Below are 12908 nucleotides of genomic sequence, written 5' to 3' on the forward strand. Positions count from 1 at the left end.
ACCAGAGGGCCTTTCTTATCGAAAGGCCCCGTTTCTATGCGGCGACGACATCCGCTGTCCGCAGCCGGTGTATCGCCATGGCTGAAAATACGGAAATATAAACCGCGTTGATGAACACGAACAGTCCGTTTTCCGGCCCTGTTAGCCCATTTTGGTCCAATACGCCCATGCCGGTTGTCAACAAGCTAAACGGGAAAAAGAACCTCATGTTTAGGATATACAGACCGAGACCGAGCATGGAGCAGCATATGCTGATGCCGACGGGAAGGGCGAAGCTGCGTATCCTGAAGGAGAAGAAAAGCTGCATGGACGCGATCGAAATCGCGGCGATCCAGCCGCGCAAAGCCCATCCGGCCAGTTCCGCGGGAAGATCCGCAAGCGGCAGCGAGAGAAGGAGGCCCGCGAGTATATATAAGGCGGTAAACAAAGTTTGAACGCCAAAAATCAAAACCGCAACGGCGGACAGTTTGCCGAAGTAAATGCTGGCGGCGGAGACAGGGGCGGTATGCACCAGGTTCCAATTCCGGTTGACATGCTCCAGCCTGCACATATACGCGCAGCAAATGGCGATGAGAACGGGAAAGAAAAATTCGCCGTAAAATAGGCTGACTTGAGTCCACAAGCTATACCATGCTTGGTCTAGAATCTCCTGATTGGAATAGTAGTTGAAGCAACCGATGGACAAGCTGAGTACGGGCAACACGATCATCGTTATCCAGATACGTCCTCGGCGCAGTTTGAGCCATTCGGCGCCAATGCTTCGGATCATGGGAAACCTCCTTATATTTCTTGGCGGGATGCGTGAAGGCATCCGGCCGTATAGAATATCGCAATCATCAGCAGAGCGGCCACCCCGTTTCCGGCTTGCGCGGGCAACACGAAATAGCGGCTGGTTTCCGCCAAGGCGTTATAAGACATGCCGATAGGAGACATTTCCGTATAGTAGGACCAGACGAATAACTTGCGAATGGACGCGGGAAAGAAACTGGCCGTAACCCCTAAAAAGCCGCCGGCCATGCCGAGCGTCAGCGCAAAGGTCTGGTTTTTGAACGTGAGGGAAATCCATTGCTGCAGCGCGGTGACGGCAAGGTTTGTCAGGAGCGTGCCGGCCAGAAGGCGGACCAACAGCACGAGCGGCAGCGGATCCGGGAAATTTTTAAATACCCCGAAAGCCGACAAGGCGCCTATCTGGAAAGCGGCTCCGCAGAGCAGCAGCGTATTGGCGCAAATCCACTTGGCCAAGTAGATGCGGTTACGGCTGACGTTGGTTGCCATCAGCATCTTCCACGTCGTTCCCTTATGTTCCATATCGCAGAGGCGGGAAACGACCACGGCCGAAATGATGGGAAGAAAAAGTCCGTTCAGCGTGGAAAGCATCAATAGGACGTATTCCCATCCGACGTTTTCGGGATGGCGGGCAAGCGTGTAGCTGGTGATCATGAAGATCCACAGTACTTCGGCCGCCAAAAAAATCGCAATCATCCATCCGATTTTTTTGCGGCGCAGCTTAAAAAACTCTAAAGTCAATTCCTTCATTACAGACTGCGCTCCTTTCCCGTCAGCTCCAAAAAGATATCTTCCAGGCTTTTTTTTCGCTCCTCGATTCTGAACACGTCCAGTCCGCTGTCGACCAACAAGCGGTTGACCTGCGCGGTTAAAGTATCGTCAAGATGGTCGAACAGCAGGCGCGGACCCCTGGAAGAGGCTTGAAAGCCGTGTTTTAAGAGCAAGCGTTCCGCCGCTTGGTTGTCGGAAGTTTTTAAGGAGATGGAGACTTTCGTTTTGGCCTGGAGCTGCCCCATGGTCCCTTGGAACAGCAGCTGGCCGTTGCTGATAATTCCCACCGAGCTGGCGATTTGCTCGATTTCCGAAAGCAGGTGGCTGGATAACATTACGGTCATTCCATAACGCGCGGGCAGCGATTTGATCAGTTCCCTGATTTCCAAAATTCCCGCAGGATCGAGTCCATTGGTAGGCTCGTCGAGGATGAGCAGCCTTGGAAAGGCAAGCAGCGCCATGGCGATTCCCAGCCGCTGTTTCATGCCGAGCGAGTAATGATCGACCCGCTTGTCTTTTTGTTTTTCCAGCCGGACGATGCGCAAAACCTCGTATAAATTTTTGGCCGGCGCATCGTGCAGACGCTGCATGATTTTCAGGTTCTCCCAGCCCGTCAAATGACCGTAATAAGATGGCGATTCAATCAATGAGCCGATCTGTTTGAGGATGGACCTGCGGTCTTTGGCCAGTTCGCGGCCGAAAACTCTCACTTCGCCTTCCGTCGGCTTGATCAGGCCAAGCAGCATTTTGAGAGAGGTTGATTTTCCCGCACCGTTCGGCCCGAGGAAACCGAAAATTTCCCCTTCCGGAACGGCAAGATTAACTTTGTTTACCCGATAGACCCCGTTGTACATTTTGGACAAGTTATGCGTTGCGATAAGCGCCCGGGAATTCATTGTTCATTCAACTCCGTTTTTATGTTGTTTTCTTTTCACTTTATAGTCCGTACCTTTCGCGGGGCTTACGGCAACCTTACGACAACCTTAAATCGCGGGATTCCGGGGGGGCGAAGCCCGTCTACCATGTATAATGAGAACGGGTGAGAATGCATGGAAAATTTAAAAGACAAAAAAATACTCATTGTGGACGATGAGCCGGAAATACGCGTGATGATCGAACGTTTTTTGCGCAAGGAAGGTTATTATCGCATATATCGGGCGGAGAACTGCGCTGCGGCGTTAGCCATATGCCGGACGGACAAGCCGGATATCGCCATCCTGGACGTGATGCTTCCGGATGGGGACGGCTTTGGTCTGTTAAGCGCAATCCGTGCGTTTTCCGAGATGCCCGTATTGATGTTGTCCGCCCGGGGGGAAGACGAGGATCGGCTGCTGGGGCTGGGGCTCGGAGCGGACGATTATTTGGTTAAACCGTTTTTGCCGCGCGAGTTGCTTTTGCGTTTGCAGGCCATTTTGAAACGGACTTTTGCTTCCGCTGCTCCGGAACGTTTGCCCGCGTTTTGTCTGGGGGACATTGAGATTGATCTGGAAAGTGCTGCTGTAAGGCGCAATCAAGAGGAATGGCCGTTAACGGCCAAGGAGCGCATGCTTCTATTGAAGCTTTACGAGAACGAAGGCCGGATCGTCACGTCGGATGCCATTTGCCAGGCGGTATGGGGAGATGACAGCTTTAGTTACGAAAACACGCTGATGGTGCACATTCGCCGCATCCGGGAAAAAATTGAAGCCGATCCGTCGCGTCCGCGGCATCTGCTCACGGTCAGGGGATTGGGGTATAAGCTACAGGTGAAGGAGGCGCCGTAATGCAGGGAGTCATGACGATGCTTAGGCGGTTTATCGGCGCTACCATGCTGCTTTCCCTCTTGCTTATGGCCTTTAATCTGGTGCTGCTAAGCACGATCGTATTTAGCGAAAATAAACAGCGGAACCCGGAGTCGGTGGTTAAGGAAGTAGCGGAACAACTGGAGGTTCACCCGGATCATTATCGGCTTGCCGCCCCGGCGGCGAAGCTGCTGGATGAACATGAAGCTTGGGCCATGCTGCTCGATTCAAAAGGGGAAGTCGCCTGGGAATACCGATTGCCAAGCCAGCTTCCGCATACGTACAGCTTAGTGGATGTAGCCAAGTTCTCGCGCAATTATCTGCTGGATTACCCGGTGTTCGTATGGGAGAAAGGCACGGGGCTGCTTGTAGTGGGGTATCCTCAACATACTTATGCGAAGTACCAGGTCAGCTACTACAAGGATTGGATTCAATCTTTGCCGATCCGAATCGTTCTTTTGCTGGTGTGTAATCTGGTCCTGTTTATCGTGTTGTCGGTCTGCTTGGGCGCATGGTGCATGCGAAGCATAAAACCGCTGGTCGGCGGGATTTACGGACTGACGAAGCAAGAGCCGATCCAGGTCAAAGCCAAAAGTATTTTCCACGATTTGGCGGACAGTATCAATGCTGCTTCCAGGATGCTGCGGGAACAGAACAGGGCGCTTAAAGCGAAGGATGAAGCGCGTTCCAATTGGATCGCCGGGATTTCGCACGATGTCCGTACCCCGTTGTCGATGATCCTGGGTTATGCCAGCGATTTGGAGGAGCACCCGGATTTGCCCTTGGAACAGCGGCAGCAAGCGGGAATCATTCGCCGGCAAGGCGAGAAGCTGCGTTCCCTGATCCACGACTTGAACCTGGTCTCCATGCTGGAATATGATATGCAGCCTTTGAGCATCAAAGAGGTACGTGTGTCCGCGGTCGTCAGACAGGCAGCTTCCGACTTTCTCAATCAGGGCTTGGATACGGACAGGTATGCTATTGAGCTGGAATTAAATGACGAGAAAATAAAGGTGCGGGCGGATGAAAAGCTGCTGTTGCGCGCCGTATCGAATTTAGTACAAAATAGTATCATCCATAATCCGCAAGGCTGCCGGATCGTTTTACGGACGGCAAGTGATACGGAACGCTCCAGGTGCCTCTTGATCGTATCGGATGATGGCCAAGGAACGGAGCGTTCCGAACTGCCGGACTTGCTGAAGCTGCCGTATTCGTCAACCCGCAAGCGTTTAAGAAAACACGGCCATGGGCTAGGCTTGCCGATGGTTGCGCGGATTGCAACGGCGCATGGCGGCAGACTTCTGCTTGCAAGCGATCTAAACGAAGGATTTCAGGCAACGCTGGAGCTTCCGTATTTCGTACTAGGGGGACAAGCGGACTGATTTTAATTAAAAGAAGAGGAGTCGCGCCTTTTGTTTAAGAGCCTGTTTATACGAAAATCGTCATTATTCATTGTGGCCGTCGCTATGATCGTCATTGTATGCGGGGGGATCTATTACATCTATATAAACAGAGCGGAAGGCCGGGTAAATACCATTCAGGAGAACGTTAGCCGGCCCACCGATTTGTCTGCTTGGATCGTAGATTGGCAGCTGGATTCCGGAGAGGAAGACTACGGCGCGTTAGGTTCCCGCTTATCAGAACTGCAGATGTTTGCGGCTTATTTCGATGCGTCGGGGCATCTTTATTTAGCGGATACGTTTCGGGATAGCTTGGCGAATGACGCCTCCCTTCGCCAGGCCGATGGCGGGCTGTTTTTGACGATCGTCAATGACCTGAGGAGCGAAGATGGCTCGGTCGTGCAAAAGGACTCCGATCTGACGAAACGTTTAACCCAAAGCGGGGAAGCCCGCCGGGAGCATATCCGGGAAATTTTGAACCTGGTCGATCAGCTTGATCTGGATGGCGTGGAAATAGATTACGAGAAAATCAAGGACGGCGATTGGAACGGTGTGGTCGCTTTTTACAACGAATTGTATCAGGAACTGCTTCAGGACGGACGTAAATTGCGGGTTGTACTGGAGCCGGGTGCGCCGCTAAAAAGGTTGAAGCTGCCGAAGGGGCCCGAATATGTGGTAATGGCTTACAATTTATATGGCTCGCACAGCGGTCCCGGACCTAAAGCGGACAAAAAGTTCATTAAAGAGCTTGTCGGCAAAATGGCGTCTATCCCGGGAAACAAGCGTCTGGCCCTAGCTACGGGGGGATTTGCCTGGAATGAAAAAGGAGAGGTTGCGGCGGTCACCGAGAAGGAAGCCGGCGGGCTTTCCGAATTGAGTAAAGACGGAGTGGAGCGCGACAAAGCCAGCGGAAGCCTTCATTTTAAATATACGGACGCTGACGGAGGCGAAACGACCGTTTGGTATGCTGACGGCGTAACTTTGCGCAGTTGGATTGTGACGGCGCGCGAAGCCGGGTGCCACCGTATCGCCATTTGGAGGTTGGGCGGATTGAGTCAACGAACTTTAAAGATGTTGGCGGAAATCGATTGAAGCTGGAGCAGCCGGACAGCGCATTCGGCAACGGACGGGGCAAAGCGATACGTTTCCGATGCGCCGCCAAACCGGCTTTGCCAAACCAGCTTTGCCAAACCAGCTTTGCCAAAGCGGCTTAAGATGTTTAATCTTCTCCGCTTGGTTGACTCTGGCATCTCCGGGGTATTTCGGTTCTTTAGGAGCGATTTCCCGGTTGTCTTTGGCTGCTGGATGCGGTATATTAATAAACGTCGCTGCAAGAGAGGTTCCCTAACGGGAAGCCGTAATAACAGTTGGAAATATCTGATTTTAAAAAAACTCTTGCAATGATGAATTAAGCGTGATATATTATAAGAGTTGCTGCTGCGAACGAGATATTGAAGCGGCAATGAAAAAGCGAAGTTGATCTTTGAAAACTGAACAACGAGTGAGTATTAAATGAGAATTAAAATTCTCGTCAGTTTTTCTAAATGAGCAAGTCAAACAACCTTTATTGGAGAGTTTGATCCTGGCTCAGGACGAACGCTGGCGGCGTGCCTAATACATGCAAGTCGAGCGGACCTGATGGAGTGCTTGCACTCCTGATGGTTAGCGGCGGACGGGTGAGTAACACGTAGGCAACCTGCCCGTAAGACCGGGATAACTACCGGAAACGGTAGCTAATACCGGATAATCAAGTCTCTCGCATGGGAGGCTTGGGAAAGGCGGAGCAATCTGTCACTTACGGATGGGCCTGCGGCGCATTAGCTAGTTGGTGGGGTAACGGCTCACCAAGGCGACGATGCGTAGCCGACCTGAGAGGGTGAACGGCCACACTGGGACTGAGACACGGCCCAGACTCCTACGGGAGGCAGCAGTAGGGAATCTTCCGCAATGGACGAAAGTCTGACGGAGCAACGCCGCGTGAGTGATGAAGGTTTTCGGATCGTAAAGCTCTGTTGCCAGGGAAGAACGTCTTCTGGAGTAACTGCCAGGAGAGTGACGGTACCTGAGAAGAAAGCCCCGGCTAACTACGTGCCAGCAGCCGCGGTAATACGTAGGGGGCAAGCGTTGTCCGGAATTATTGGGCGTAAAGCGCGCGCAGGCGGCTGTTTAAGTCTGGTGTTTAATCCTGGGGCTCAACCCCGGGTCGCACTGGAAACTGGACGGCTTGAGTGCAGAAGAGGAGAGTGGAATTCCACGTGTAGCGGTGAAATGCGTAGAGATGTGGAGGAACACCAGTGGCGAAGGCGACTCTCTGGGCTGTAACTGACGCTGAGGCGCGAAAGCGTGGGGAGCAAACAGGATTAGATACCCTGGTAGTCCACGCCGTAAACGATGAGTGCTAGGTGTTAGGGGTTTCGATACCCTTGGTGCCGAAGTAAACACATTAAGCACTCCGCCTGGGGAGTACGGCCGCAAGGCTGAAACTCAAAGGAATTGACGGGGACCCGCACAAGCAGTGGAGTATGTGGTTTAATTCGAAGCAACGCGAAGAACCTTACCAGGTCTTGACATCCCTCTGACCGCTGTAGAGATATGGCTTTCCTTCGGGACAGAGGAGACAGGTGGTGCATGGTTGTCGTCAGCTCGTGTCGTGAGATGTTGGGTTAAGTCCCGCAACGAGCGCAACCCTTGACTTTAGTTGCCAGCAAGTGAAGTTGGGCACTCTAGAGTGACTGCCGGTGACAAACCGGAGGAAGGTGGGGATGACGTCAAATCATCATGCCCCTTATGACCTGGGCTACACACGTACTACAATGGCCGGTACAACGGGAAGCGAAGGAGCGATCTGGAGCGAATCCTAGAAAAGCCGGTCTCAGTTCGGATTGCAGGCTGCAACTCGCCTGCATGAAGTCGGAATTGCTAGTAATCGCGGATCAGCATGCCGCGGTGAATACGTTCCCGGGTCTTGTACACACCGCCCGTCACACCACGAGAGTTTACAACACCCGAAGTCGGTGAGGTAACCGCAAGGGGCCAGCCGCCGAAGGTGGGGTAGATGATTGGGGTGAAGTCGTAACAAGGTAGCCGTATCGGAAGGTGCGGCTGGATCACCTCCTTTCTATGGAGAATCGCTTCCTGCGATGGAAGCATTCAAATAGCTAACTCGGGTTAGCGAACTTACTCACTCGTTGGTCAGTTTTGAGAGTTCAACTCTCAAGCTTATCTTCCCAACACTTACCGGTTGAACGGTAAGGCGGGAGATGATAAGATATTCTTCCGCCGGTAAAACGGCGAAGAAACTTGATCCTTGAAAACTGGATAACGAAACGAAATTTGCGTTTTAGAACAATCCTTTTAGCTGAACTTGTGTCAAAACAAGTGAAGATATTAGTGGTTTGATGTTTTTCCTTCGGGAAAAATCATGGTTAAGCTACTAAGAGCACACGGAGGATGCCTAGGCGCTAGGAGCCGAAGAAGGACGTGGCGAACAACGAAACTGCCTCGGGGAGCTGTAAGCAAGCATCGATCCGGGGATGTCCGAATGGGGAAACCCGGCTGGGGTAATACCTAGTCACTCATCACTGAATCCATAGGTGGTGAAGAGGCATACCAGGGGAACTGAAACATCTAAGTACCCTGAGGAAGAGAAAACAATAGTGATTCCGTCAGTAGCGGCGAGCGAACGCGGATTAGCCTAAACCGAAGAGCTTGCTCTTCGGGGTTGTGGGACGTCTCACATGGAGTTACAAAGGCAGAGGTTAGACGAACAGGTCTGGAAAGGCCGGCCAGAGAAGGTAAAAGCCCTGTAATCGAAAGTCTTCGCCCTCCGAGACGGATCCCGAGTAGTGCGGGGCACGTGAAACCCCGTATGAATCTGCCAGGACCATCTGGTAAGGCTAAATACTCCCTAGCGACCGATAGTGAAGCAGTACCGTGAGGGAAAGGTGAAAAGCACCCCGGAAGGGGAGTGAAACAGAACCTGAAACCGTGTGCTTACAAGAAGTCAGAGCCCTCTATATGGGTGATGGCGTGCCTTTTGTAGAATGAACCGGCGAGTTACGTTTGCAAGCAAGGTTAAGGCGAGAAGCCGGAGCCGCAGCGAAAGCGAGTCTGAATAGGGCGAATGAGTTTGCAGGCGTATACCCGAAACCGTGTGATCTACCCCTGTCCAGGGTGAAGGTGCGGTAACACGCACTGGAGGCCCGAACCCACGTACGTTGAAAAGTGCGGGGATGAGGTGGGGGTAGCGGAGAAATTCCAATCGAACTCGGAGATAGCTGGTTCTCCCCGAAATAGCTTTAGGGCTAGCCTCGGTGTGACAGTCGTGGAGGTAGAGCACTGATTGGGTGCGGGGCCCGCAAGGGTTACCAAGCTCAGTCAAACTCCGAATGCCATAGACTGATTCACCGGGAGTCAGACAGTGAGTGCTAAGATCCATTGTCAAAAGGGAAACAGCCCAGACCATCAGCTAAGGTCCCCAAGTGTGTGTTAAGTGGGAAAGGATGTGGAGTTGCACAGACAACCAGGATGTTGGCTTAGAAGCAGCCACCATTTAAAGAGTGCGTAATAGCTCACTGGTCGAGTGACTCTGCGCCGAAAATGTAACGGGGCTAAACACACCACCGAAGCTATGGCTTGAATCGACTTCACTGCTTCTTTGAGGCGGTGTTAACCAGGTACATTTTTGCCGAAAGCTACCGATGAATATTGTTCAAAGGTTTCGGCCAAATGCACCCCGGGGTTAAACACAGGACTTCGAAGCAGGAGTGAAGTCGATTCAGGGGTAGGGGAGCGTTGTATGTAGGTTGAAGGTGTACCGTAAGGAGCGCTGGACAGCATACAAGTGAGAATGCCGGTATGAGTAACGAAAAGATCAGTGAGAATCTGATCCGCCGAAAGCCTAAGGGTTCCTGAGGAAGGTTCGTCCGCTCAGGGTAAGTCGGGACCTAAGGCGAGGCCGAAAGGCGTAGTCGAAGGACAACAGGCTCTAATTCCTGTACCACCATAATCCGTTATGAGCGATGGGGTGACGCAGGAGGGTAGTGACGCGGGGCGATGGAATGCCCCGTCCAAGCAGTGAGGCTGGTGTGTAGGCAAATCCGCACACCGTAAGGCTGGGCTGTGATGGGGAGGGAAAATTTACAGTACCGAAGGTCATGATCTCACACTGCCGAGAAAAGCCTCTAGCCAGGAGAAGGTGCCCGTACCGCAAACCGACACAGGTAGGCGAGAAGAGAATTCTAAGGCGCGCGGAAGAACTCTCGTTAAGGAACTCGGCAAAATGACCCCGTAACTTCGGGAGAAGGGGTGCCCCGGTAGAGTGAATAGCTCGAGGGGGCCGCAGTGAAAAGGCCCAAGCGACTGTTTAGCAAAAACACAGGTCTGTGCGAAGCCGCAAGGCGAAGTATACGGGCTGACGCCTGCCCGGTGCTGGAAGGTTAAGGGGAGCGGTTAGGGGTTAAACCCGAAGCTGTGAACCGAAGCCCCAGTAAACGGCGGCCGTAACTATAACGGTCCTAAGGTAGCGAAATTCCTTGTCAGGTAAATTCTGACCCGCACGAATGGCGTAACGACTTGGGCGCTGTCTCAACGAGAGATCCGGTGAAATTTTAATACCTGTGAAGATGCAGGTTACCCGCGACAAGACGGAAAGACCCCATGGAGCTTTACTGCAGCTTGATATTGGACTTTGATACGATTTGTACAGGATAGGTGGGAGCCTAGGAAGTGGGAGCGCAAGCTTCCATGGAGGCGACGTTGGGATACCACCCTGATCGTATCGGAGTTCTAACCCAGTACCGTAAGCCGGTACGGGGACCGTGTCAGGCGGGCAGTTTGACTGGGGCGGTCGCCTCCTAAAGAGTAACGGAGGCGCCCCAAGGTTCCCTCAGAATGGTTGGAAATCATTCGCAGAGTGCAAAGGCAAAAGGGAGCTTGACTGCGAGACTGACAAGTCGAGCAGGGACGAAAGTCGGGCTTAGTGATCCGGTGGTACCGCATGGAAGGGCCATCGCTCAACGGATAAAAGCTACCCTGGGGATAACAGGCTTATCTCCCCCAAGAGTCCACATCGACGGGGAGGTTTGGCACCTCGATGTCGGCTCATCGCATCCTGGGGCTGAAGTAGGTCCCAAGGGTTGGGCTGTTCGCCCATTAAAGCGGTACGCGAGCTGGGTTCAGAACGTCGTGAGACAGTTCGGTCCCTATCTGTCGTGGGCGCAGGAAATTTGAGAGGAGCTGTCCTTAGTACGAGAGGACCGGGATGGACGCACCGCTGGTGTACCAGTTGTTCCGCCAGGAGCACAGCTGGGTAGCTAAGTGCGGACGGGATAAGCGCTGAAAGCATCTAAGCGTGAAGCCCCCCTCAAGATGAGATTTCCCAATTAGTAAGACCCCTTGAAGACGACGAGGTTGATAGGCCTGAGGTGGAAGTGCAGCAATGCATGGAGCTGACAGGTACTAATCGGTCGAGGGCTTATCCAAAATGATACCCCAAAAAGTGACGCGAGGCTTCGAAGGTAATTCCGATTACTTTTCGGGGACCCCGGGAACTGAATAGGGGCTAACACGCAAATCAAGTTTCGTATCCAGTTTTCAAGGATTAACCTTGAATCGTTTGGTGGCGATGGCGGAGGGGTTCCACGCGTACCCATCCCGAACACGACCGTTAAGCCCTCCAGCGCCGATGGTACTTGGACCGAAGGGTCCTGGGAGAGTAGGACGCCGCCAAGCATGAAGAAGAGCACCGCTGATAACTCGGCGGTGTTTTTTGCATTTTCGGAATGCTGCAGCGCGATGAGATGGATAGAACGTTGTACAGCGGACACCGGGGGATGGTCACTTACGATAGTCACTTGTGGCGTTATTTTTAGCTTGATAGCGATCCGTACCGTCCTAATTTTTGCGATCTTCAGAAGGAATTTCCAACTTTAATCTCTAATTAGTACAAAATAGAAGGAGGTTTTTAGATGGAGCGACGGCATGAAGTTTTGTTTGAGCAGTTGAATACATACAGGAGCGAATTGTTGGGAGTGGTCGAAGATATCACCGCAGAGGAGGCGGATATCGTCCCGGAAGGCTTTAACAACAATATCCGCTGGAATTTGGGGCATGTTTTGCTTGATCAGTATTTATGGTTACATGCATTAACGAAAGAAGATATACCGATACCGTTGAAATTTAACGAATGGTTTGGATTTGGCACTAATCCGAGCCATTTCACGGAGGGGACGCCTTCACTGGGGGAATTGACCAAACTCCTAAGACAACAGCCGCAGCTCATTAGGGAACAGAATGAAAGTCGCATGGAACAGCCGTTTCCGCCGACGGAAATGGGCATGCATACGATTGAGCAGGTGCTTGTAAGAACGATTTTTCACGAAGGGATGCATCTCGGAGCTATTCTGGCCATCAAAAGACAGCTTCGTAAGCTATCCCGTTAAAAGGCTGAAAATAAGCTACTGCCATATGCCAAAAAACCGGGAGGCTTCCGATAAGGGGAGTCTCTCCGGTTCAAGGGCAATTCGCTAAACTATAGTGAATTATTTCACACTCTTGGCCGCTTCAACCAGCGCTTTGACGTATCCTTGGGTATCCACCAAAGTCGCTCCGCTGACGGCATCAACCCATTGTTCCGCGCTTTTATTGGACAGCTCGTCTTCGAGCTCGGCGACGGTTTTGCCGGTTACGTATTGCTCAATCGCAGCCAGCGACTCGTCGACTGGTGTCGTTGCGCCGGCTTCCTCTTTCATGTGCTCGCTATAATACTCGGCATTGGCTTTCTTGGAGGCAAGCACCATTTTCGGGTCTTTGTAGTTTTGCCCGAAATCTTGGTCCGAATTAGGAACGCCTTTGGCTACGTCAGTGCTCATGAACTGGTAATCGTCCAAGGATGCGCCGATGATTTTGTCTCCCTGCATGGCCACAACGGCAACTGTGAAGCATTTGGTACCGTGCGCGGCGTATTCGACACGGCCCATTTTGACCGGCGCAGAGTCCGCAGCGGTGGTTGCGGCTGCTGCCGTTGTCGAAGCCTCGGCTGCTGCGCCGGAGCTGCTCCCAGATTGACCGTTGCTGGAACATCCTGCAAAAACGGCGACTAGCCCAAGACTAAGCAGCAATAATGAGATTTTTTTCACAAACATGTTTGATATCCCCCCATGAGAATTAA

The 12908-nt window shown here is 52.4% G+C and carries 9 protein-coding genes and 3 rRNA genes; 8 read left to right on the forward strand and 4 right to left on the reverse strand.

Annotation, left to right across the window (positions count from 1 at the left end; all coding sequences use genetic code 11):
* Positions 1-34: 34 nt before the first annotated feature.
* From NYE69_RS08325 to NYE69_RS08335, 3 genes are read right to left on the reverse strand one after another with little or no spacing between them, the layout of a single operon-like run.
* Complete coding sequence (locus tag NYE69_RS08325) at positions 35-769, reverse strand: ABC transporter permease (RefSeq protein WP_278737971.1); 735 nt, start codon at positions 767-769, stop codon at positions 35-37.
* An 11-nt stretch (positions 770-780) separates the two neighbouring features.
* Positions 781-1536 carry an ABC transporter permease gene (locus NYE69_RS08330; RefSeq protein ID WP_278737973.1) on the reverse strand — a complete coding sequence of 252 codons (756 nt, stop codon included), beginning with the start codon at positions 1534-1536 and terminating at the stop codon, positions 781-783.
* A complete protein-coding gene (locus tag NYE69_RS08335) occupies positions 1536-2453 on the reverse strand; it encodes an ABC transporter ATP-binding protein (protein ID WP_340925769.1) in 918 nt (305 codons plus the stop codon). Before NYE69_RS08335 ends, NYE69_RS08330 begins: the two co-directional genes overlap by 1 nt.
* Before the next feature lie 153 nt (positions 2454-2606).
* Between NYE69_RS08335 and NYE69_RS08340 the strand changes: the two genes are divergently transcribed.
* The 8 genes from NYE69_RS08340 to NYE69_RS08375 all read left to right on the forward strand — a co-directional run bounded on the left by NYE69_RS08340 (position 2607) and on the right by NYE69_RS08375 (position 12180).
* Entirely contained in the window at positions 2607-3320 is a 714-nt protein-coding gene (locus NYE69_RS08340) for a response regulator transcription factor (protein ID WP_278737977.1), read from the forward strand.
* The gene (locus NYE69_RS08345) at positions 3320-4720 is read left to right on the forward strand and encodes a sensor histidine kinase (RefSeq protein WP_340925770.1); all 1401 of its coding nucleotides are present in this window, start codon (positions 3320-3322) and stop codon (positions 4718-4720) included. The genes NYE69_RS08340 and NYE69_RS08345 overlap by 1 nt, the downstream gene beginning before the upstream one ends.
* Positions 4721-4750: 30 nt before the next feature.
* Positions 4751-5830, forward strand: a complete 1080-nt coding sequence (locus NYE69_RS08350; protein ID WP_340925771.1) for a glycosyl hydrolase — start codon at positions 4751-4753, stop codon at positions 5828-5830.
* The gene (locus NYE69_RS08355) at positions 5827-5952 is read left to right on the forward strand and encodes a hypothetical protein (RefSeq protein ID WP_340925772.1); all 126 of its coding nucleotides are present in this window, start codon (positions 5827-5829) and stop codon (positions 5950-5952) included. The genes NYE69_RS08350 and NYE69_RS08355 overlap by 4 nt, the downstream gene beginning before the upstream one ends.
* 350 nt (positions 5953-6302) lie before the next feature.
* Positions 6303-7856, forward strand: a 16S ribosomal RNA gene (locus NYE69_RS08360).
* Positions 7857-8161: 305 nt separating this feature from the next.
* Positions 8162-11221 (forward strand): 23S ribosomal RNA (locus tag NYE69_RS08365).
* Between the two features lie 132 nt (positions 11222-11353).
* A 5S ribosomal RNA gene (gene rrf, locus NYE69_RS08370) occupies positions 11354-11470 on the forward strand.
* The 16S, 23S and 5S rRNA genes sit together here, the layout of an rRNA operon.
* A 236-nt stretch (positions 11471-11706) precedes the next feature.
* Positions 11707-12180, forward strand: a complete 474-nt coding sequence (locus NYE69_RS08375; RefSeq protein ID WP_340925773.1) for a DinB family protein — start codon at positions 11707-11709, stop codon at positions 12178-12180.
* A gap of 99 nt (positions 12181-12279) precedes the next feature.
* Here the strand turns inward: NYE69_RS08375 and NYE69_RS08380 are convergent, their stop codons facing one another.
* Positions 12280-12882, reverse strand: coding sequence for a hypothetical protein (locus tag NYE69_RS08380; RefSeq protein WP_340925774.1), 603 nt, complete (start codon positions 12880-12882; stop codon positions 12280-12282).
* Between the last annotated feature and the right edge of the window lie 26 nt (positions 12883-12908).

Origin of the sequence: Paenibacillus sp. FSL R5-0527, assembly GCF_038008055.1 — a bacterium.
GTDB classification, from domain to species: domain Bacteria; phylum Bacillota; class Bacilli; order Paenibacillales; family Paenibacillaceae; genus Fontibacillus; species Fontibacillus macerans.

Bases quoted from the DNA above. Each gene is read 5' to 3' on its own strand.
- NYE69_RS08325 (WP_278737971.1), bottom strand. From the start codon at position 769: ATGATCCGAAGCATTGGCGCCGAATGGCTCAAACTGCGCCGAGGACGT.
- NYE69_RS08330 (WP_278737973.1), bottom strand. From the start codon at position 1,536: ATGAAGGAATTGACTTTAGAGTTTTTTAAGCTGCGCCGCAAAAAAATC.
- NYE69_RS08380 (WP_340925774.1), bottom strand. From the start codon at position 12,882: ATGTTTGTGAAAAAAATCTCATTATTGCTGCTTAGTCTTGGGCTAGTC.
- NYE69_RS08335 (WP_340925769.1), bottom strand. From the start codon at position 2,453: ATGAATTCCCGGGCGCTTATCGCAACGCATAACTTGTCCAAAATGTAC.
- NYE69_RS08375 (WP_340925773.1), top strand. From the start codon at position 11,707: ATGGAGCGACGGCATGAAGTTTTGTTTGAGCAGTTGAATACATACAGG.
- NYE69_RS08340 (WP_278737977.1), top strand. From the start codon at position 2,607: ATGGAAAATTTAAAAGACAAAAAAATACTCATTGTGGACGATGAGCCG.
- NYE69_RS08345 (WP_340925770.1), top strand. From the start codon at position 3,320: ATGCAGGGAGTCATGACGATGCTTAGGCGGTTTATCGGCGCTACCATG.